The 20,258-nt window shown below is 58.6% G+C and carries 19 protein-coding genes; 15 read left to right on the forward strand and 4 right to left on the reverse strand.

Going from position 1 to position 20,258, the window contains the following annotated elements:
- The 8 genes from HQL63_10400 to HQL63_10435 form a co-directional block, all read left to right on the forward strand.
- Positions 1 to 3,282 (forward strand): hypothetical protein (locus HQL63_10400; protein ID MBF0177238.1); only part of this gene is annotated, 3,282 nt, incomplete at its 5' end.
- Between the two features lie 166 nt (positions 3,283 to 3,448).
- Entirely contained in the window at positions 3,449 to 4,489 is a 1,041-nt protein-coding gene (locus HQL63_10405; GenBank protein ID MBF0177239.1) for a rod shape-determining protein, read from the forward strand.
- 46 nt (positions 4,490 to 4,535) lie between these two features.
- The gene (locus HQL63_10410) at positions 4,536 to 4,853 is read left to right on the forward strand and encodes a hypothetical protein (GenBank protein MBF0177240.1); all 318 of its coding nucleotides are present in this window, start codon (positions 4,536 to 4,538) and stop codon (positions 4,851 to 4,853) included.
- Positions 4,854 to 4,897: 44 nt separating this feature from the next.
- Positions 4,898 to 5,119: a LapA family protein gene (locus HQL63_10415; GenBank protein MBF0177241.1), complete on the forward strand. Its 222-nt coding sequence runs from the start codon at positions 4,898 to 4,900 to the stop codon at positions 5,117 to 5,119.
- Between the two features lie 286 nt (positions 5,120 to 5,405).
- Positions 5,406 to 6,377, forward strand: coding sequence for a magnetosome biogenesis CDF transporter MamM (gene mamM, locus HQL63_10420; GenBank protein ID MBF0177242.1), 972 nt, complete (start codon positions 5,406 to 5,408; stop codon positions 6,375 to 6,377).
- Entirely contained in the window at positions 6,355 to 8,580 is a 2,226-nt protein-coding gene (locus HQL63_10425; protein ID MBF0177243.1) for a TSUP family transporter, read from the forward strand. Before mamM ends, HQL63_10425 begins: the two co-directional genes overlap by 23 nt.
- A gap of 486 nt (positions 8,581 to 9,066) precedes the next feature.
- A complete protein-coding gene (locus HQL63_10430; GenBank protein ID MBF0177244.1) occupies positions 9,067 to 9,897 on the forward strand; it encodes a PDZ domain-containing protein in 831 nt (276 codons plus the stop codon).
- A gap of 11 nt (positions 9,898 to 9,908) precedes the next feature.
- Positions 9,909 to 10,565 (forward strand): tetratricopeptide repeat protein, encoded by a 657-nt coding sequence (locus tag HQL63_10435; GenBank protein ID MBF0177245.1) that lies wholly within the window; start codon positions 9,909 to 9,911, stop codon positions 10,563 to 10,565.
- 224 nt (positions 10,566 to 10,789) lie between these two features.
- Here the strand turns inward: HQL63_10435 and HQL63_10440 are convergent, their stop codons facing one another.
- Positions 10,790 to 11,239: a hypothetical protein gene (locus HQL63_10440; protein MBF0177246.1), complete on the reverse strand. Its 450-nt coding sequence runs from the start codon at positions 11,237 to 11,239 to the stop codon at positions 10,790 to 10,792.
- Between the two features lie 145 nt (positions 11,240 to 11,384).
- Here HQL63_10440 and HQL63_10445 point away from each other — a divergent pair, with 145 nt between their 5' ends.
- The 3 genes from HQL63_10445 (at position 11,385) to HQL63_10455 (ending at position 15,791) form a co-directional block, all read left to right on the forward strand.
- Positions 11,385 to 12,506 carry a hypothetical protein gene (locus tag HQL63_10445; protein MBF0177247.1) on the forward strand — a complete coding sequence of 374 codons (1,122 nt, stop codon included), beginning with the start codon at positions 11,385 to 11,387 and terminating at the stop codon, positions 12,504 to 12,506.
- A 41-nt stretch (positions 12,507 to 12,547) separates the two neighbouring features.
- Positions 12,548 to 14,092, forward strand: coding sequence for a diguanylate cyclase (locus HQL63_10450; GenBank protein ID MBF0177248.1), 1,545 nt, complete (start codon positions 12,548 to 12,550; stop codon positions 14,090 to 14,092).
- A 118-nt stretch (positions 14,093 to 14,210) separates the two neighbouring features.
- Complete coding sequence (locus tag HQL63_10455) at positions 14,211 to 15,791, forward strand: SUMF1/EgtB/PvdO family nonheme iron enzyme (protein ID MBF0177249.1); 1,581 nt, start codon at positions 14,211 to 14,213, stop codon at positions 15,789 to 15,791.
- On the opposite strand, the gene HQL63_10460 is transcribed toward HQL63_10455, so the two are convergent.
- Genes HQL63_10460 through HQL63_10470 form a run of 3 tightly spaced genes read right to left on the reverse strand, consistent with a single transcriptional unit; the run spans position 15,754 to position 17,258 of the window.
- On the reverse strand, positions 15,754 to 16,293 hold the full coding sequence (locus HQL63_10460; protein MBF0177250.1) for a hypothetical protein: 540 nt from the start codon (positions 16,291 to 16,293) through the stop codon (positions 15,754 to 15,756). The genes HQL63_10455 and HQL63_10460 overlap by 38 nt on opposite strands.
- Positions 16,294 to 16,342: 49 nt before the next feature.
- The gene (locus tag HQL63_10465) at positions 16,343 to 16,972 is read right to left on the reverse strand and encodes an MBL fold metallo-hydrolase (protein MBF0177251.1); all 630 of its coding nucleotides are present in this window, start codon (positions 16,970 to 16,972) and stop codon (positions 16,343 to 16,345) included.
- The gene (locus HQL63_10470) at positions 16,956 to 17,258 is read right to left on the reverse strand and encodes a WGR domain-containing protein (protein ID MBF0177252.1); all 303 of its coding nucleotides are present in this window, start codon (positions 17,256 to 17,258) and stop codon (positions 16,956 to 16,958) included. Before HQL63_10470 ends, HQL63_10465 begins: the two co-directional genes overlap by 17 nt.
- A 39-nt stretch (positions 17,259 to 17,297) precedes the next feature.
- Between HQL63_10470 and HQL63_10475 the strand changes: the two genes are divergently transcribed.
- The 4 genes from HQL63_10475 to purE all read left to right on the forward strand — a co-directional run bounded on the left by HQL63_10475 (position 17,298) and on the right by purE (position 20,191).
- Positions 17,298 to 17,702, forward strand: a complete 405-nt coding sequence (locus HQL63_10475; protein ID MBF0177253.1) for a M67 family metallopeptidase — start codon at positions 17,298 to 17,300, stop codon at positions 17,700 to 17,702.
- Positions 17,703 to 17,966: 264 nt separating this feature from the next.
- Positions 17,967 to 18,761, forward strand: coding sequence for a metal ABC transporter ATP-binding protein (locus HQL63_10480; protein ID MBF0177254.1), 795 nt, complete (start codon positions 17,967 to 17,969; stop codon positions 18,759 to 18,761).
- On the forward strand, positions 18,761 to 19,555 hold the full coding sequence (locus HQL63_10485; protein ID MBF0177255.1) for a metal ABC transporter permease: 795 nt from the start codon (positions 18,761 to 18,763) through the stop codon (positions 19,553 to 19,555). The genes HQL63_10480 and HQL63_10485 overlap by 1 nt, the downstream gene beginning before the upstream one ends.
- A gap of 120 nt (positions 19,556 to 19,675) precedes the next feature.
- Complete coding sequence (gene purE / locus HQL63_10490) at positions 19,676 to 20,191, forward strand: 5-(carboxyamino)imidazole ribonucleotide mutase (GenBank protein MBF0177256.1); 516 nt, start codon at positions 19,676 to 19,678, stop codon at positions 20,189 to 20,191.
- The last annotated feature ends 67 nt before the right edge of the window (positions 20,192 to 20,258 follow it).

The raw sequence follows: 20,258 nt of genomic DNA on the forward strand, positions 1-20,258 counted from the left end.
CCGGCTGTCGCTGCGCCGGTTGTTGTTTCTGCGGCCCCTGCGCCGGCTGTCGCTGCGCCGGTTGTTGTTTCTGCGGCCCCTGCGCCGGCTGTCGCTGCACAGGCTGTTGCAGTGACATCGCCGGTTGCACCTCTTGCCGATACAGCCGCCCTCTCTGCATCAATGCCGCCTGCCTCACGGTCTGCTGCCGTAATTGTGGCGCCTACCGTTGCCGAATTTTTGGCGGCTGGACCCGCTGTTGTGCCGGCTGCGCCATCCGTGTCCATCCCGCCTGTCCGGCCCAAGCCCAAGATCATGGTTGATTCCGCCCCGATCCAGGATCGTGTTGAATCCTCCTCCCGGAAAGGAGGTGCGCATGGTGTTCCGTTTGCGCCGCTTCAGCCGAACATCGCCCAGCCGACGATACCCCACCTGGATGGCGAGGTGTTGCGGATCGTCCTGCCCTTGTCGGCGCAAAATCCGGTCAAACTGGGCGATATAGCAGAGATTGTCCTGCCGTTGCCAGGTGGTGGAGACCAGCCACCCGGCAAACCTCTGCCGGGAAGCAGAGGCCAGTTGCCCGGAAAGCCTCCGACTGGTAGTGGAGGCCAACCACCTGGCAAGCCTCTGCCGGGTAGTGGCGACCAACCACCCGGCAAACCTCGTGCTGGCAAAAGAGCCTCGGCCAGACCCACGGAGCGGATGGTCAGGGATCCGGCTCCCCTGCCGTCCCCTGTAGAGGAAAGGCTGGAGGTCAAGGCAGTGCGGCGAGAGGAGAGATCCCAGCGGGTTCAGGTGCCGGCGTTCGAGGTTGCTGCAAAATACACCGCTTTGGATCCGGCCATCTTCAGACCGCAATCGGATCGGATGGCCAGGGAGACATCTACGTTGCTGTCAGCTGGTGCCAGGCTGGCGACTGGAAAGGAGACAGCCACGTTGCTGTCATCTGGTGCCAAGCTGGCGACCGGATCCGTCGCCAAAGAAACGGCCACCTTGTTTGCACCCAAGGTCAGCCTGAAATCGAGCCTTGCCACCAGGGATGAATTACCCCCCGTGCAAGCCGGAGTTGCGCCGGTGCGCGACCAGGGTCACATGTCACCTTGGTTTGCCACGCCGCCGGGCCGGGAGCGGATCGATGCGCCTTTGCCCGGAGGGGCGGTGCCGGGTCGGGAGCGGATTGTTGCGTCGTTGCCCGGAGGGGCGGTGCCGGGCCAGGGTCGGGTTGATGCGCCGTTGCCGAGAGGGGCGGTGTTGTCCCGGGAGGAACCCCGGATTTCGGCTGAACCGGCTTTTGTCGTGCCACAACCCGGTGTTGCTGCCCAAGTGGCCAAGCCTGTGACGGAAAAACGTGGCCCGGATATGATCCATCTGGTCCACCATCTCAGACAGAATGTTGCCCTGCATGATTGGGCAGTGGGTGTTGTCTCCCCCTCGGGGTCCGAAGAGGATGGTCCTGAGCCATGGGGAACCCTCCTGGTCAACTTTGGCTGCAAAGGAGAGGGGAAGACGGGTTCTCACCTTCCGACTGACCAATCTACTTCTTCCGACCTTGCAGACGCCCGTGGATCCTCGTTTCCCTGGCGCGTTGTGCCTGTATCATCCGATGGGGTGACGGAGTCCGCGCCTCTGCATCCGGAAGCGTTCGGGTCGGAGTTCCCCCTGCCGGATGGTCAGAACGTTGGGCGGGGCCACGCTTCGGAACGTACTTATCAAAAGCGCACCCAATCCTTGTTGCCGGGATCGCTCCAGGAGTTGGGAAAATTCGCCGGCAAGGATTCCGTGGAAGGGTCGACCTGGGATCTGGCGCTGAAAAAAACGTTCTGGAAGAACCGTTTTTCGGATCAATCGGAGCTGGGGATCAAGCATCGGGAAAACTCCTTCAAAGGGTCGAAGGTGCCCTATCTGGTGCGTGGATGGCCGACCATGTATGCCGGGGAGTTTCTGGCCGGGCCATTTGCCGCCCTCTGGAGACATCATATAGCGCCCGGTCCGGAAGCGCCTTATGTCCTTGCGAGGGTGCTTGCCGCGCCGGACGTGAGGCAGTTGTCTCCTTCCAGCATGAGCGCCGCTTTGACATCAGCATTTCTTGCGGAGAGACTCCAGGGTGGTTTGGGTTGCAGCATGGTCCATGCGCCATTTTGGACAGCTGGCCGTGGTGTGTGTCCTGGCCGGGCGGTGGCACACGCCTGCCTTTTCCGCGACACGGTGGTCAGAGGGAGAAAACTGTGGTCGACTGTCGGGTCTGTTTGGGGCCGGAGTCAGGGGGATGGCGGCGAGGGTCGGGGCTTGTCCGATGTCGCAACGTCCTCAGAGATCACTTCTGAAGAGGTGGTTGCACCTGCACCTGCCCTGCCACCTGCGGTCGAAAAGGTGGTTGCATCTGTTCCACCACCTGCGGTTGAAGAGGTGGTTGCGCTTGCCCCACCACCGATGGCCGCAATCGCTCGGCCTGTCTGGGAGCCTGTGGCGCCTGTTGCCGGGGTAGGTACGGATTTTGCCACTCCTGATCTGCAAAGTGGTGAGCCTGTTTTAAATGCGATGGCGGAACATGGGGTCGTGAGCATGGCTGCGGATGCCGAACCCTCCACCCATGACAAGCCATTGTCGGTGACCCGGGATGAACTTGCCACGCCGCTGTTGTTGACGCACCAGCCACAATTGGAGTCCGGTGTCGATGGCGCAGTCGGTGTTGGTTTGGAACAGGAGTCGGATTTGATGAATACAGGTCATGGCGGCGTCAGTGGCCGGCGGGCGCCTTTCGAGGGCAGGGGCTCTTTTTCTCCATCGGCCAAACAGATGGCTGAAATGGAGGCGTTTCATGCCCATCCTGCCGTGGTGCGGACGGTGCGTCCACCCATCAAGCAGACGATCGACAGGGATGATTTTCACCGGCATCCCGCCGTGGTGAATACAGCCCTCCCCCCGGTCAGGCAGACAACCGACAAAAAGGGATTTCACCCTCGCCCTGCGTCGGTCAAGTCGGTTTTTCCCCCAGCGGAGTATATGGCCAGGCCCGAGGTGATCAAAACCGCGCCGCCTTCGACGGCCAAGAGGTTGGCCGAGCGAAGGGAGTTGCACCCGCAACCCAGGGCGGTCGGTCCGGGACCAGGACCGGTCACCTACGTGGTTGTCCAAGATGCCCAACCGGCGAAAGCAGCCAGGCCGAAATCCGGTAAGCGGGTTGTTGACACTTCCGTCGATGCCGTTCCCGTCGAAAGCTTGGGGAGTGGGTTTGCCAACTTGATGGGGGACGGTGTAGAGTACGTGGTCAATTTGTTCAAGAGGTTGTTAGGGAAGGGGTAATGGTTTGTACATCTGCTTGATGCCGATTTGCCCGGAAAGGTTGGCGGCGCACGGGGAGGATGGAAGGGGATCCTGACGTTCGTGTCCGTCGATGTCGGATGTGCCGCTCGGCATTTGGGAAGATTTCGGAATGGCCCAGAAAATATTTGGATGACGAGGAGAGGCCATGCAAGCCCAGAAGAACAGTGATAAACAGCTTTTTGTCGGTATTGATCTGGGGACATCCAGGACATCCATCATGTCCCGCCGTGGGGTCAAGACCATGGTGCGCTCCGTTGTGGGTTACCCCAAGGATATCATCGGGGTCAAAATTTTGAACAGCACGGTCGTGATCGGCCAGGAGGCGCTGGACAACCACCCCTACCTCAGCCTGCACTTTCCTTTGGCCGACGGGGTGCTGAAAGAAACCTCCGAAAAGGACGAGCAGGCCGCCCGCGAACTGCTGCGCCACGTCATCAGCTGCGCCGAACCTCAGGCCGATGAACAGGTCTTCGGCGTCCTCGGCGTTCCGGCCCGGGCCTCGTTGTTCAACAAAAGCCAGCTTTTGAAGATCACCGAAGAGACCATGGCCATGGCCATGGTGGTCTCCGAACCCTTCATGGTCGCCTACGGCCTGGACAAGCTCAACAACTCCCTGGTCATCGACATCGGCGCCGGGACCACGGACATTTGCGCCATGAAGGGAACCGTCCCCAGCCACAACGATCAGGTGACCCTGCTCAAGGGTGGCAACTATGTGGACGAGGTCTTCTCCCACGCCGTTGCCGAATCCTATCCGGATGTCCAGATGACCCGTTTTCTGGCGCAAAAGATCAAAGACAAATACGGCTTTGTCGGCGAACCAACCCAGGAGGTGGTAGTCTCCCTGCGCAGCAACGGCAAGCCTTTGCTGCACGATGTCACCCGGGAGTTGCGTTTTGCCTGCGAAACGATCATCCCCGACATTCTGGAGAGTCTGGAGACCCTGGTGGCCGGCTTCGATCCCGAAGACCAGGCCGAGGCGTTGAACAACATCATCCTGGCCGGGGGCGGCTGCAACATGGTTGGCCTGGATGTCGCCCTGGCGGAAGGGCTGAAGGATTATGGCAAGGTGCATGTCACCCGGGTGGCGGATCCCGATTTCGCCGGGGCCGCTGGCGCTTTGAAGTTGGCCACCGAGTTGCCGACCGAATATTGGAACCAGGTGGGTGACGTGATCGGCGGCTGACGGCTGGCGGATCGTCAACCAATCAAACATCGTGAAGGGGATCTCCATGGTTCAGACGCCACGACCTGAAGGTGTTTTATCCCATGTGATGGCCGGCATGAGTTATCTGGGCGTGCTGGCCCTGGTACCGATGATCATGGCCCGCAGGGATCCGTTCGCCCTGTATCATGCCCGGCAAGGGGTGGTCATATGGATCCTTGAGGTTCTTGCCGTCTACAGCCTGGCCCTTCCCGTGATCGGCAGGTTTTTTTTTCAGTTTGCCAGCGTGCTGTGTTTTGTGGTCTCCCTGTTTGGCCTGGTGGCGGTATTTTTTGGCAAGACGTGGCGGATTCCAGGCATCGGGGCGCTTGCTGACCACTTGTAGCAGCGGCGCGCCCGGCCCGGTGCCGGTCATGGCTGGAGGTGTTTGTGTTCAGGATGCTCCTGACTCTGCTCGTGACCTTGTTTCTGCTGATCTTTTCATCGCAAAACATGCATGAGGTCACCCTCCGGTTTGTCGTCGGCGAACCGGTTGAGATGCCCCTGATCATCGCCGTGGCCGGGGCGTTTATCCTCGGGTTTGGCGTGGCGGTCTTTGCCTTCCTGGTCCGCTCGGGAAACGGCAGAAAGGACGGTGGTGGGACTTTTTAGGTAACGATTCATCATTCTTCCAAAATAGAGTTTGATATGATGGACCTTGTCAGGGCTTCGCCCCGAACCCCACCAAGACGCCGACGCCGTCCTGAACCTGCCAGGGAGCCAGCCCCCTGGATCCCGATTCGTCTGCGATTGAAAAACTGGGATGGAGGTCCAGGAGGAAGGGCTGTGCCCTTCCTCCTGGTGGGGTTCGGGGCGAAGCCCTGACAAAGGCTTTCATACTTTTCATATTTTTCATACTTTTCATACTTTCAACGTTTCTCCCTGAAGCTGGCGGTTCATGCGCTATTCAAAATGCGTCGTCTGTAATGAAATGGTGGGCTGGGCCGGGTTGCTGGTCAATCTGGTCCTGTCGATCCTGAAGCTGTTCATCGGCGTCCTTTCCGGGTCGCACGCCCTGGTGACCGGATCGCTCTACTCCGCCAAGGATGTCATCACCTCGATCCTGATCATCGTTGGCCTGAAAATTTCCAAAAAACCCCTTGACGAAAAGCACCCGTTTGGCCACGGCAAGATTGAGTTTTTATTCTCCCTGGCCGTCAGCATCGTGATGATTCTGACCACGTTGTGGTTGTTGTTCAACGTTACCACCGTTCTGTTGGAAGCCTCACATCGCCCGCCGCACCTGATCGCCTTGTGGGTGGCGGTCCTCTCGGTCCTGGTCAACTTTTTCTTCCTGCACTACACCCGTTGTGTGGCCTTCGAGGTCAACAGCCCGATCGTGCGCACCCTGAGTCGCCACCATCATTCGGATATCGTCTCCTCCGGAGCGGTGGCCCTGGGGATTATCGGTTCCCACTACCTCGGACTGCCATGGCTGGACAGCGTGGTGGCCGTGGGGGAGTCGCTGGATCTCCTGAAGTTGGGTGGGGAGGTGTTCATGGATGCCTACCATGGCCTGATGGACACCGCCGGGCCCAAAGCGCTGGAAGATGACATCCGGCGCCGGACCAACAGCATCAAAGGGGTGGTTTTGGTGCAATCCCTGCGCACCCGGCGCGTCGGACAGGAGTTGTATGTGTCGATCGTCATCGGGGTAGATCCCGAAATGGAGATCGGCCAGGCCAAACGGGTCGCCAAACGGGTGGAAGAGGAGATCACCGAAACCATTCCCCACCTGGGGGATATCAACGTCCATTTTGTCTCTCCCCCCGGCTCCGTGCCTGAATTCAAGGAGATTAAAAAAGAGATGGATCACCTGGAAACCCTGGCCAAAAGTGGTGCAGTCTATGGTCCACGAGAAGCTGGATAAGCGGCCCTCCCCCTTCTGCCGTCAGGGGTGGAAACTGCCGCTGATCGTATTGACGGTCTCCTGCATGGGAACTTTTGCCTGGGCGTTGCACCTGATCTGGGAGCATCGCACCGATCTGGGGGGTGTCAACTATATCTACGCGCTCCAGGATCTGGCGGAAGATTCCGGCCTGATCGCCCACCCCCCCCGAACCAAAGGAGCGCCGACGACAGCCGTCGGCGCCATGCCACCCCAGGCCTCCACTCCCAACGCGGGGGTGGCGCCGCAACCCGGCACACTGCCACAAGCCGGGGCCATGGGATTGCCGACCCAGCCCGGCGCGCCAGCGGCAACCTTGGGACAAGCCGTCAGTCCGGCACCCGCTCTGCCCATGGCGGGCATGGCGCAACCGGTGGCAGCCACCAATCCCGCTGCCCTGGTCCGCGCCTCCCTGGTAAGCATCGCCGGGTTCAGGGAGACGGGCGCCAATGCCGTGGGAGAGCTCGTAGGGTCGGGTGTCCTGATCGGCGCCGAAGGGTATGTGGCAACGGCGGCACACCTGGTGCAGGATTGGAAACAATTGCGGGTTCGGGTCTCCACCCCCGATGGGGCCAAAGAGTACCCCGCCCGTCCCATGAAAATCGTTGCGGAACACAATCTGGCCGTCATCAAGCTGGCCACCACCGCTGTGTTTCCCTTTTTGCCTCCCGCCGATGTGATCGCTCTGCAACCCGGAACCCGGGTGACCGCCTGGGGCGATGACCGGGCAGGCAGCGTGATTGCCCAGTCGGGCGCAGTCAGAGGAACGCCAACCACCGTAACCGTAGGAAAGCGCACCTACCAAAGCCTGATTCCAACTGATGGATTGTTGTTTCACTGGGCCCAGAGCGGTGGACCTCTGGTTGACAGCCAATACCGTCTGGTGGGCATTGACATGGTTTTCAAAGATGAAGCCGGCAACGCCCACGGATACTTTGTCCCGGCATCCCTGCTGCGCGCCCATTTTCGTGATGTGCTCTCCTTCCCTCCAGATGCCGGAGGAGGCTTGGGTCAGGCGGGAGGATCCCCCCTGGCCGACAGGGGCGCCGCCATGCCTGGCCCGGATAACGGAACCATGGCCGGCTTCTCTGCCCAGCCCACCCTGCAAACGGTGGCAGCCATTCTTCCCACACCAGCCCAGGGAGAGGTGGTCCAGGGCGCCCCACCCCCCGGTGGCAACAACCAGGCAACTGCGACGGGACCGCCACAAAGCCGCCCCGCCGACCGCTGGTGGAAACTGGCAAGCAAAAGATTGGAACAGGTTCTCTATTTGCGAATCACCGATCTTCCCTTCGACACAACCTGGATGATGGGCGGAGATTCCGGGCACCTCCGGGCCAACCAGATTTTTGGCTATCCGGTATCGATTTTTTTAGGCATGTTGCTGTTGGGATTTGTTTCTGGCGTCAGTGGTGGCATGATGACCATGGGCGGGGGGATCATCAAGGTGACCGGCCTGATGGCCATTTTCGGTTATGGCATCGTGCTGGTCCGCCCCGTGGCCTACATCACCAATATTTTCATGTATGGAGCGGCGGCCCTGCGCTATAAAAAAGCCGGGCTCATCGATTGGAACAGCGTCCGCCCCATGGTTCCCTGGGCCATGGTGGGCATGGTGGGAGGCTACTACATCGGCATCCTGCTCGATGCCTCGGCGATTCGTATCCTGCTGGGATTGTTCGCCTTGAGCGTCGGCATTAAAATGCTGCGGGAAATATGGGAACGCCGGCAGGAGGCGACGCTGCGCCGCTCACGCGGGGAAACAAAACCCGTCATCGAAGAAGAGATTTCCGGACCAGCCTGGCATGGCATGGGATTGGGATCCGGTATCCTGGGACTGCCCATGGGGGTGGTGAGCGGCATTCTGGGCATCACGGGCGGGGTGGTGGAGGTGCCCCTGCAACGCTATGTCAACAGGGTCACCTTGCGTGTGGCCATCGCCAACAGCGCCGTTCTGGTCTTCTTCGCCTCCATGGTGGGGTCGGTGGTGGCCATGGTGCATGGCGGCTGGAGCGGAGCGTTCGAGGTCGGCACCCCCCTGATCATGGCCCTGATCCTCCTCCCCGGAGCCTATCTGGGAGGCATGCTGGGCTCCTGGTTGACCACAGTGATCCGCATGGATCTCCTACGCTGGATCTATGCCATTTTCATGTTCATCATCGCCGGTCGCATGTGGACCGAGTGATTCCGGCATGTTATAAAACACAGAGTGGCCGTTCGGTGCTCTGACAAAGAAGCTTTGACAAAAAAAGCTCTGGCAAGAAAAGCTCTGGCAAAAAATGATCTGACAAAAAATGCTCTGACAAGGTAACTATTCACCACCCTTTTAGAAAAGCCTGAACATGAAAGCCTTTGTCAGGGCTTCGCCCCGAACCCCACCAGGGCGCTGCCCTGGACCCGCCAGGGAGCCAGCCCCCTGGACCCCAATTCGTGGCTGGGTGGTGAATCGTTACCTGACAAGAAAGATTTTGTCAGGGCTTCGCTCCGAACCCCACCAGGACGCTGTCCTGGACCTGCCAGGAAGCCAGCCCCCTGGACCCCGATTCGCTACCGGGTGGTGAATGGCTGCCAGAAAGGTTCATTTTTTCCCTGGACCCCGATTCGCTACCGGGTGCTGAATGGCTGCCAAAAAGGTTCATTTTTTCCGTAACGGGATGGGTGTCAACCGGGCATGAAACTGACAGGAGAAAGCGTCGTTGCCGTCGGCATGGTCTTATTGGCCACCATCGTCGTGGCCAGCATTTTCAACCTCCCTGGCGCCGACATGAGCGTAACCCCTCCCCCACCAGGAACCCCCAATGCCGAGGCGATCTATGGTCCGGGAGTGGCTGTGGGGGTCCATGTGGCCATGCCCAACCCCCAACCGGTCGCCGAAAGTGTGCCGGGAGAACAAGGAGCAACGACCTGGCAGGTTGGACGCAAGACGGCCCCCATGCCCCTGGGAGGGAGCAAGGGTGGTTTTGTGGCCCCCAACATCAAGTTTTCCGAAGCACATTGGCAAGGTCTTGAAGCCTTGCCGCTCAACCTGGAACTCAAACGAAAACTCAAACTTCCTCTGGATCTGACGGGGTTGCTGATCGATGAGGTCAGCCTCAATACGGCAGTCGCCGGTTTGCGGGCGGGCGATGTCCTGGTGGCTTTCCAGGGCCAGGCCGTCACATCGCTGCCGGAGTTGCGCGAGGCAACCCGACGGTATCAATCCCGCAACCAGGCGACATTGACGGTATATCGGCAAGGATCCATGTACACCTTCAATGTCAAAGCGGAAAACAATCTCGGAGTTGCCCAGGTGGAGACCGCTCCCATGATCCTGCCGGGTGACATCATGCCGCACCCCTATCGCGGCCCTTGCACCCAGTGTCATGCCATCGGCACCACCGGGCATATCGTTCCGGATCCAGACGGCATCATTTTGCCGCCTGGACCCATCCTGGCAGGCGCAAAATCTCCGCATCGGGATCGGGGAAGCTGTGCCGTTTGCCACCAAATCATTCAACAGTGAGCAGGTTTGCCATGGGTAGCGGACATTCGAGCCATTCATTCTGGGACGAGCTGGGCTTTTTTCTGGACGCCACGTTGCACTCCCTGCAACGGGCCAACCGGGCTGCCATCGTCTGGTATGAAAACACCTTCACCCTCCCGGAAGAACACCGGGCAAGGTTTTTTCGTGACAAAGGGATCAAATACGCCCAACAAGGACGCCATGCCCAGGCCATAGACATCTTGACCAGGATCCAAAAACAGTTGCCAGAGGATCGCGAGGTGGCCTTCCACTTGGCCTTCAGTTGCCTGAAAATGGATCGCCTGACGGATGGCGTCACGTTGCTGGAAAACCTTTACCGGGAAGATCCCCGGGACAGCAAGGTGTGCTCCATCCTTGGCATGGCCTACATCCAGGCCAAAGAGTTTGAAAAAGCCGTGGCTGTTCTCATTGACGCAGTGGCCTTGAATCCGGATAATTTCAACCTGAATTATCGCCTTGGTTTGGCCCTGGACAGCTTGGCCCGTTATGCCGAAGCTGTGGAAGTTTTTCAGCGGGCCATGAAAATTCGCCCCAATGAGCCCCGCGTCTACCGGGCCATGGGGTTCGCCCTGGAACAAATGGGCGCCCGGGAACAAGCGGTCCAGTTGTTCAAACGTGCAACCCAACTGGAAGAGGGTGGCCAGTAGGGCGTATCGTGAAGATTCCCTCACAAGGGGGCACCGGCTCTGGCGTGAAAGGTCGCAAAGTGCAACATGATCCAGGCGCGTGGGAGTTCGATAAGGTCTGATGAAGAGACGACCCTGCTGGGCAGGGCTGCGCGGACCGGTCTTCTGTTGCCGTCAGCCAACCCCTGGGTGGACACGGTGCACACGCAAGCTTCCTTCACCACGGGGCATGGCGTGTTGTCGGCTTACCCGGGTCCAGTGGATCTCTGGACATGGTGCCACGTGGAAAGTCTCGTCGCACGCATGGTCTGGGAGACACCCTCCCTGGTGTTGAGCCCCATGCCGGCCAACGCTTGGCCATGGAGAGAAGCAAGAGAACCAACTGCTCCCCGTACAACGCCAGAGAAACGACCTGTGCCGGAAACTGCCCCGTTACCTGCGTTGCCGGGAGCCGCTCCGTTGCCTGCATGGCCCGAAATCGCCGCATGGACCACATTGCCGGAGATCGCCACGCCAGCTGAGTTGCCAAGAACAATCGCTTTGCCAGCCACGGCTGGGTTGCCAGAAACAGTCGCTTTGCCAACCACGGCTGAGTTGCCAGAAACAGTCGCTTTGCCAACCGCAGCTGAGTTGCCAAAAATGGTCGCTTTGCCAATCACGGCTGAGTTGCCAAGAATGGTCGCTTTGCCAACCACTGAAAGTCAACCGAGCGCCTGCGATCCCCCTCCTCCGCCTCGGCGAAAGCTGGCTGAAAACGGTGTGGCACCCTATCCAAAGACAACGCCCCTCAACCAACCAGGACCGATCAAAAACCAACCAGGATCGATCGGAGTCAGGCCTTTGACCCGGCGGCCTGCATTTACGCCCACCCTCGTCCCCTCGGGCACACCATCCGGCGTATCGCCACCCCCGGCGGCGCCACGTCTGGTCTCCCGACAAGAGCAGGGACCGGAGTCGGTGCTTTTCATTTCCAGATTGATCCAGTCGGCTGCCTCTTCCGGGCCCCAGGCAAGGTCGATCCTCCTGCCGGTAGAATCCCAGACAAGGCCGCTCGTCCTGCCGGTGGAACCCCAGGAAAGGCCGCTCGTCCTGCCGGTGGAACCCGTTGTTGCGCCTGTCATGCGGCTGATCACACCAACCTTGCCACAACCGGATTCACTCCACTTCCCGGCGAAGCCAGTCACCAAACCCCTCGCGCCGCCGGAACCGGTCATCGCCCAACCTTACCCCGGCCTGAAAGACGTTGCCCCACCCACGAATGAGCAACCTCAACCCGAGCCGGTCAAGATGGTGTTTGTCGCCATGCCTTCTCCGGAACGGACCGTGCCGGCCATTCTCATGCCTGAAATGCCCCCTTTGGTGACCAGGCCAGAACCTGTGGCAGCCCCGACCGCATCACCCAATACGCCTCCGTCCAAATATCTGGAGACGTTGCTGGCGGATCAGGAAACTCTGGAGGAGAACCACAAGACAATGCTGGCCGACCGGGAGGCCTTCAAAAAAGAACTGGACTCCTGGGATTGGGAGTCGCTACTCACCCCGGAGACCCGGAGCGAACCCAGGGTGACCCGGAAAAAACCCGTGCCTCGTTCCATTGTCAAACACCTGGAGTGGACCGATCTCGGCCACGCCTGCCAATTTGTGTTGGAAAATTTTTCCCGGAGCGCCATAGCCTGGTACCGCCATCACTTTGAAGAGGGGTTGTACCTGGGCTGGGTGACATGGCGGGCAGAGATGTGCCTAAAAAAAAAAGATGTCGCCAAAGCTGTAGCCATCCTTGCGCCGGCAACACACGGTCCTTGTGTCAACACGAACATTTTTTTGCTCCTGGCCCAGACTCTTGACGCCATGGGACAGCACGAACGAGCCTTGGCCGTGCTGCTGCGGGGGATGAACCGAGGGTTGGACGATGGCCGCCTGGGAAGGGCGGCTGGACAGATCATTCTGTGCCCCCTGCCATGAAAAAAGGCCTGACGCATCAAGGTCCAGATAGGAAGTCAGCCATGCAAATATCGATACTGTTTGTTGATGATGAACAGAAAGTTCTTGATGAATTGATTCAAGGATACAGCTCGCCCGTTTATTCTGTTTATCATGCGACTTCTGCACAACAAGCTATTGACATTTTAAATTTCCATCCAATTGATATTCTTGTTACAGACTTTCAAATGCCCATCATGAACGGATTGGAATTGGTAAAATTGGCATCGAAAAGACAAAAATCATTACATATAATATTCATGATAGAACAAGATCAACGCTCTGTTGCTGTTCAGGCAATTTATCACCATCCCGTAACAATTATCCATAAACCCGTTCATTATGATGAATTACGAGTATTCATCGAACATTGCACTGATCTGAAAAAAACAAAGGAAGAGTTGCATCAACAAAAAGATTTACTGACGATTGAAGCAACAACCCGTGAGCAAATCGAGAAGAATGCGGATCGTGCCCTGACAGCCAGGATTGCCATCAGTGCCCTTCTGGAGACCAGCCTGGAGTCGCTCACACTGGAAAAACAGGTCGCCGTGATCCTGGAAATCATCCTGACCATCCCCTGGTTTTCCACGCTGCACAAAGGGGTGCTGTTTTTTATCGATGAAAACAATGAACATCTGGAAATGATCGGTCAAAAAGATCTGTCGGCAGGCGAAGCCGCCCTGTGCGCCCGGGTGCCGCTGGGACACTGCCTGTGTGGCAAGGCTGGCAAACAACGCGATATCATTTTCGTCAACCAGATTGACCAGGATCATGTCAATTGTTTCGATGGCATGCAACCCCATGGCCATTATTGTGTTCCCATTATCAACTCGGATCGTCTTTTGGGAGTTTTGTGCATCTTCCTGACCCCGGGACATCAACGCAAACTCGATGAGGATGCCCTGATGGGCTCCATCGGCAACACCCTCTCCCTCATCCTCAAGCACCGACAAACAGAAATCGTCCTGAGAAAAGCGGAGGAGAGACTCCGCTTCATGGCCTACCACGACTCCCTGACCGGCCTGTACAACCGCCAATATTTTGATGTCATATTCAACAAATTATTCATTACGTTGCAAAACACCAAACGACGCCACAACGAACTTCGCCCCAAGGGGGCCTTCCTGGCCATCCTGGATATCGACTTTTTCAAAAAGGTCAACGATACCTACGGCCATCTCATCGGTGATGAGGTGTTGGTCCTTTTTGCCCGCGTCATGGTCGAATGTTTCCGAGACAAGGATGCCTCTTTCCGCTTTGGGGGAGAGGAGTTTGTCGTCCTTCTCAACGATGTCTCCCCGGAAGAGGCGGAATCAGCCTTGAACCGTTTTCGCAAAATGATCGAAGCCTATTCCTTTCCACAGGTTGGCAAGGTCACCGTCAGCATTGGCGCCATACAAATTCCGGAGAAAGAACTCTCCAACACCCTCATCGAAAAAGCCGACAAGGCGCTCTATTTTTCCAAAAAAAATGGCCGCAACCAGGTCAACCTCTACCATGACCTGATCGCCTCGGGCCTTCTGGAAGATGTCAGCCATGACTCCAAGGAGGTTGATCTCTGGTGATCAAGCGAGGTAACTATTCTCCACCCGGTAACGCATCGGGGTCCAGGGGGCTGGCTCCATAGTTACCAATCTTTTTCTGGTGGGTGATGAACGAATACCGACATGAGAGAAAGGGTTTATGTGGGCCATCCTGGAAGGGCAGGTCATCCATGAGCAATACCACCTGAAAAAGCTGCTGGGCAGCGGCGGTTATGGTGGCGTGTTTCTGGCTGACGAGGTGATCTGCGGTCATCTGGTACGCCGGGTTGCCGTCAAATTGTTGCTTCTGGATCAACATCATGCGGATCGGCAACTCCGCGAATTGATGGCATCCAGCTTTGATCACCCCAATCTGGTGCGTTATCTGACCCATGGCATTTGCCACGTTCACCAGGACAACATGATCTTTCTGGTCATGGACGTGGCCGAGGAGCGCCTGGACACCCTGTTGGACCAGGGTCCACTGGAACCTTCAATCGTCCTGGAACTGGCTCGGGATCTGGCAGCCAGTCTGGCCTACCTGCATGGCCGACCAGAACAATTTGTGCATCGGGACATCAAGCCAAGCAATGTATTGCGTTTATCCGGGCGCTGGAAGCTGGCTGACTTTGGCCTCCTGCGGGCCAGTGGCAGGCAGACACTCCACACCGACAATCTGGTGGGGACCGCGGAGTATTCCCCCCCGGAGTCCTACGCTGGCGTGATCACCCCGGCCTGGGACATGTGGTCGCTGGGCATTCTCCTGGCGGAGTGCCTGCTGGGTCAGGTGCCCTTGCACGCCTCCACACCACTGGCACTCATGCAGGAGGTGACCAATCGGCACAAACCGGTTACCTTGCCACAGTTTCCAGCCCCCCTGGACATGATCATCAGGGGGTGCCTGGAAAAAGAGCGGAAAAAACGTTGGTCAGCAGTACGGGTACGGGAGACCCTCGATGGTCGCGGGAGCGGGAAACAAACCTCACCCTTGCTGAAATCATCCCCAGGCATCCAGACCACCCCTGCCTTGCCGGTCCTGCCCGAAGGTGACAAGAGCTGGCATTGCCCGGTAACCGGGATGGCCTTTCTCCTGCTCCCCGGAGGGACATTCCCGATGGGGAGCCCTCCCGACCAGGGGGAGTCCGATGAAAGACCCCTCCATCAGGTCAGGCTGAGCCCATTCTGGTTGGGAAAATATCCGGTGACCCAGGGGGAGTGGATCCGGGTGATGGCCAACAATCCAGCAAAATTCATGCAGGCTGATCGTCATCCGGTGGAGTGGGTCTCCTGGCATGAGGTGCAGGAGTTTATCCAAAAACTCAACCTCCTGACCCGGGAGAGCTACCGTCTCCCCACTGAGGCCGAGTGGGAATACGCCTGCCGGAGCGGTGGCCGAGAAGATCTCCGCACCAACCCCGCAGACGTTGAACAGATGGCATGGTGCGCCAGCAACAGTGGCGGCTCAACATGCCCAGTGGGACAAAAAGCCCCCAACGGCTTCGGCCTGTACGATATGATCGGCAACGTGTGGGAATGGGTGGCGGATTGGTACGACCCCTCATATTACAGCCGCTCCCCACGCGACAACCCCCAGGGCCCACCCCACGGCTCCCTCCGGGTCTACCGAGGCGGCAGTTGGTATGATCTGCCGACCGGGATGCGTGTCTCCACCCGCCAGGCAGCCGACCCGGGGGAGCGGAATATCATTCTGGGCTTCCGTCTGGCAAGGCAAGATCGATGACTTGTTGCCCTTCACCCTCCATCACCTTGAACAACAGATTGTAGGAGACACGCCACCGAAGCCCGTCACCGGTCAGGATGGAGGCGGTTTTTTGGTTGAGTTGGATAATCTTTCCATACAGCTCCCGACGGTGACGATCCTGGAACCCGACCCGCTCCCCGACCTTCAACAAATTTTTTTCCAATCGGCCTTGTCCCTGCTGCGGGTGGATGTCCGTGCTGACCTGATCGACGTTGACGGCGTACAGGGGAACGCTCCACCGCCGTCCGTCCGCCTTGTCCCGAGCGTAGAGGCAGGTTCGATGGATCTCTTCCACCACCGCATCGACCAACCTGTTCTCCCGGCCACTGAAGTAGGAGATTGCCATGCCGGGCCGCAACCGCTGTTTGACCGCCGACAGCCGTTCCGGTTTTTCCAACATGCCATCGATGCCGACCCGCAAACGGTAGAGGTCAAACAAACTGGCGTTTTGCAGAGCGTGCAACAATTCCGAGTAATCCATGAGTCCCCCGCGAAAAGCCGCCTGACGGGAAAGTTTGGGCCACCGCGTTTCAACCATTCAGGAATGGGTTGTAACGGCGCTCCTGTCCGATGGTGGTGGCGGGACCGTGACCTGGGTAGCAGGCAAGATTGTCGGGAAGGTTCATGAGCTTCTGTTTGATGGAGCGGATCAGTTGGTTATGGTTGCCACCGGGCAGGTCGGTGCGGCCAATGGAGCCGGCAAAAATGGTGTCGCCCACAGCCAGGCCACCGGGCCATTGCAGGCAGACGCCACCCGGTGTATGTCCAGGAGTGTGGATCACCTCCAGGGTCACTCCGGGAAGTTCCAGCATCTCCTTGTCCCCAAAGGTGTGATCGATGCGGGGAACCGGACCGAAGGGCATACCCCAGAAAGCGGCATGGGCAGGGGCTTGTTCGACCAGCTCCCGCTCCTCCGGGTGAACCCAAAACGCGCATCCGGTTGCCTGTTGCAGCTCGGCGACGCCGCCGATATGGTCGAAATGGGCGTGGGTGTTGACAATATGGGTCAGGCGAAGTTGCAAACTTTTCAACCGTGCGAGGAGCTTGTTGGCATCACCACCGGGATCGATTACGATGGCGGTGCCGGTTGCGCGGGATCCCAGCAATTGACAGTTGACAAGCAGCGGACCGGTTTCCACAATTTCATGAATCAGGCTCATCAGGCTTTTTCTCCTGAGGATTGATGAAAGGGGCCATGGAGGCCTTGACACCCTCCTGCATGACCACAAGATACCCTTCGCGGGTCAGCCGATCACGCAACATTTGCAAGGCATCCATGGCATCTTGCAACTCGTCGTGGGGCGTCTTGCGCAGGGTTCCAGGTGAACCGGCCCGTCCCCACTCCCGGATCACATGCCAACGGCCCCACAAATCCGGCTGGATCTGGATGGAGTAGTACGAGATGAGGTCCGTGGCCGGGTTCAAACGTTGCAGATAGACCTTCATGGAAAATCATTCTCTCGCATCATAGCCGAAGAGGCGAACATGTGGACCATACCCCGCAGCATCGTCAATCATATCCTGGGACATGCCCAACGCACAGCCCCCCTGGAGTGTGTCGGTGTTTTATCCGGCCAAGGCCGTCAGGTGACCGGCTGGCACCCCCTGCCCAATATACAAACCGACCCCCGGCGATTTTTTGCCGATCCCAAAACACAGATCACCCTTTTTCGGGAGCTGCGCGAACGTGGTCAATCGATCGTGGCCATCTATCACAGTCATCCTGCCGGACCTCCTGCCCCTTCACCAGCCGATCTGGCCGAGTCTACCCATCCCGATGCATTGTATTTGATTGTCTCCCTGGGGACGCTTGGGCGCCTGGATCTGGGTGGATTCCTGCTTCGGGAAGGCCGCTCCGAAGCGCAAGAGCTTCGCATTGTCGAAGGTTGATTTTCCATGTGCAAGGTTTAAAACCGAGTCACAATTTTTCCAACTGTTCAATACCCGTTCACAGTAACCATTCAGGCAACGATTCAGCAACCTTCAAAAAATGGTAACTATTCAAAAACCCTTCCAAAAAAGACTTGGATATGAAAGCCTTCGTCAGGGCTTCGCCCCGAACCCCACCAGAACTCTGTCTAAGGCCCTGCCAGGGAGCCGGCCCCCTGGACCCCGATGCGTGGCCGGTGGTAAATGGTCACAGAGATGCGGGACATGAACCACAGCGGTAAGGCAGCGCATCCCCTGGTCGTTGCCAGGGGGGTGGTTTTGCGTCTCGGGAAGCGGCCTGTCCTTTCCGGCGTGGATATGTCGGTGGCATCGGGAGAGATCGTGACGATCATCGGACCCAACGGGGCGGGCAAAACAACCCTGATCCGGGTTCTGTTGGGACTGTTGCGTCCAGAGGCCGGAGAGGTGGTGCAACGTCCAAACATACGGATCGGATACGTGCCCCAGCGTTTGCCGTTGGATCCGATTCTTCCGCTGACAGTGGCCCGCTTCATGACCCTGACCGGTCGGCTCTCGCCGTCAGTCCTACAGGCTGCCTTGGCGGAAACCGGGGTGGAACATCTGACCTCGGCGACCGTTGCCACGCTGTCGGGTGGCGAGTTGCAACGGGTTCTGTTGGCACGCGCTCTGTCGCGGAAACCGGATCTGCTGGTCTTGGATGAGCCCGTCCAAGGGGTCGATTTTGCAGGCGAAGCCATGTTGTATGAACTGATCGGAACCATTCGGAACCGGCATGGGTGCGGCATTTTGCTGGTCTCCCACGATCTGCACGTGGTGATGGGCGCCACCGATCGGGTAATCTGCCTGAACGGTCACATCTGCTGTGCCGGAGCCCCGGCAAGCGTCAGCCAGGATCCGGAATATACCCGCTTGTTCGGGCCTCATGCCACTTCGGCCTATGCATTTTACGCCCATCAACACGCCCATCAACACGCCCACACGCCACAGCAGGCACAAGGGCCATCCTCCCCATGTTCCTGTCCAGAGGAGCCGGTGTGATTTTGGAATCATTCATTTGGCGCGCATTGATCGCAGGAATCGGCGTGGCCCTGGTGGCCGGCCCCATGGGGTGTTTTGTCATTTGGCGGCGCCTGGCCTATTTTGGTGACACCATGGCCCACGCCTCCCTGCTCGGTGTGGCCCTTGGGCTTTTGTTGCACTGGCATATCGTTGGGGCCGTGGTTGTGGTGACAATTCTGGTGGCCTTGCTGCTGGTCATGTTGCAGCGTCGTCCGGGCCTGGCTTCCGACACCCTATTGGGAATCCTTTCCCATGCGACATTGGCAGCCGGTTTGGTGGTTCTGGGGCTGATGACCTGGCTGCGAGTGGATGTCATGGGCTACCTCTTTGGTGACATTCTGGCCGTCAGCCCACAGGAGATCATGCTGATCTACGCAGGCGGAGGGTGTACCCTGGTCGTTCTGGCCATCATCTGGCGGCCTTTGCTGGCAACAACGGTGCATGAAGATCTGGCGCGGGCAGAAGGGGTCTCGGCGACCCGTGTGCAGATGATTTTCATGTTGCTCCTCTCCCTGGTGATTGCCATCGCCATGAAGGTGATCGGCGTCATGTTGCTGACCTCTCTGCTCATCATTCCAGCCGCCACGGCGCGCCGGTTTGCGACTTCTCCGGAACTCATGGCCCTGTTTGCAGCCCTGTTTGGCTGCATCGCCGTTGCATTGGGACTCACAGCTTCCCTGTTGTGGGATCTCGCTTCGGGTCCATCCATCGTTCTGGCTGCGTGTTCATGCTTTGTCGTCAGCCTCTTTTTTCCCAATCCCCAAAGGGCATGATCACCACTCGAACCCCACCAGAACACCATTCAAGGCCCTGCCAGGGAGCCAACCCCCCGGACCCCGATGCGTTGCCGGGTGGTGAACCACAAATCCCACTTTTTTTCAGGAGAACACGTCATGCATGAACACCCTTGGGTCGGTATTTTGATGGGTTCCGACTCGGACTGGGAGGTGATGCAGGAGGCTGTCAAAACTTTGAAAAAATTTGGCGTCCCCTGTGAGGTGACCGTAACATCTGCCCATCGCACCCCCGCACGCACCCATGATTATGCCGTTTCAGCCGCTGGTCGTGGACTTAAAGTCCTGATTGTCGGGGCGGGAGCTGCGGCGCACCTGGCCGGAGTAGTGGCCTCGCTGACCCCCTTGCCGGTCATTGGCATCCCCCTCTCGGCGACAACCCTGCAAGGGATGGATGCCCTGCTCGCCACGGTACAAATGCCGGGTGGCATCCCGGTTGCCACCATGGCCATTGGCCGCGCCGGCGCCCAAAACGCGGCCTTGCTGACGATTCGCATCCTGGCCCTCTCCCAACCGGAATTGGCTGAACGCCTGAACGCCTACCACCAGGAGATGGTCACCGCCGTGGAAGCCAAGGAAAAATCGCTCCAGGCCAAGGTGGCTGCGCTGGGGTGATACCAAACCCTTCTGGCGGGTCCAGGGCAGCGCCCTGGTGGGGTTCGGGGCGAAGCCCTGACAAAAG

The organism is Magnetococcales bacterium, assembly GCA_015231175.1.
GTDB lineage: Bacteria > Pseudomonadota > Magnetococcia > Magnetococcales > DC0425bin3 > HA3dbin3.

Coding starts and splice junctions, on each gene's coding strand:
- purE (MBF0177256.1), top strand. CDS start 19,676: ATGCATGAACACCCTTGGGTCGGTATTTTGATGGGTTCCGACTCGGAC.
- HQL63_10435 (MBF0177245.1), top strand. CDS start 9,909: ATGGGTAGCGGACATTCGAGCCATTCATTCTGGGACGAGCTGGGCTTT.
- HQL63_10470 (MBF0177252.1), bottom strand. CDS start 17,258: ATGAAGGTCTATCTGCAACGTTTGAACCCGGCCACGGACCTCATCTCG.
- HQL63_10455 (MBF0177249.1), top strand. CDS start 14,211: ATGTGGGCCATCCTGGAAGGGCAGGTCATCCATGAGCAATACCACCTG.
- HQL63_10465 (MBF0177251.1), bottom strand. CDS start 16,972: ATGAGCCTGATTCATGAAATTGTGGAAACCGGTCCGCTGCTTGTCAAC.
- HQL63_10450 (MBF0177248.1), top strand. CDS start 12,548: ATGCAAATATCGATACTGTTTGTTGATGATGAACAGAAAGTTCTTGAT.
- mamM (MBF0177242.1), top strand. CDS start 5,406: ATGCGCTATTCAAAATGCGTCGTCTGTAATGAAATGGTGGGCTGGGCC.
- HQL63_10405 (MBF0177239.1), top strand. CDS start 3,449: ATGCAAGCCCAGAAGAACAGTGATAAACAGCTTTTTGTCGGTATTGAT.
- HQL63_10460 (MBF0177250.1), bottom strand. CDS start 16,293: ATGGATTACTCGGAATTGTTGCACGCTCTGCAAAACGCCAGTTTGTTT.
- HQL63_10410 (MBF0177240.1), top strand. CDS start 4,536: ATGGTTCAGACGCCACGACCTGAAGGTGTTTTATCCCATGTGATGGCC.
- HQL63_10430 (MBF0177244.1), top strand. CDS start 9,067: ATGAAACTGACAGGAGAAAGCGTCGTTGCCGTCGGCATGGTCTTATTG.
- HQL63_10480 (MBF0177254.1), top strand. CDS start 17,967: ATGAACCACAGCGGTAAGGCAGCGCATCCCCTGGTCGTTGCCAGGGGG.
- HQL63_10475 (MBF0177253.1), top strand. CDS start 17,298: ATGTGGACCATACCCCGCAGCATCGTCAATCATATCCTGGGACATGCC.
- HQL63_10425 (MBF0177243.1), top strand. CDS start 6,355: ATGGTCCACGAGAAGCTGGATAAGCGGCCCTCCCCCTTCTGCCGTCAG.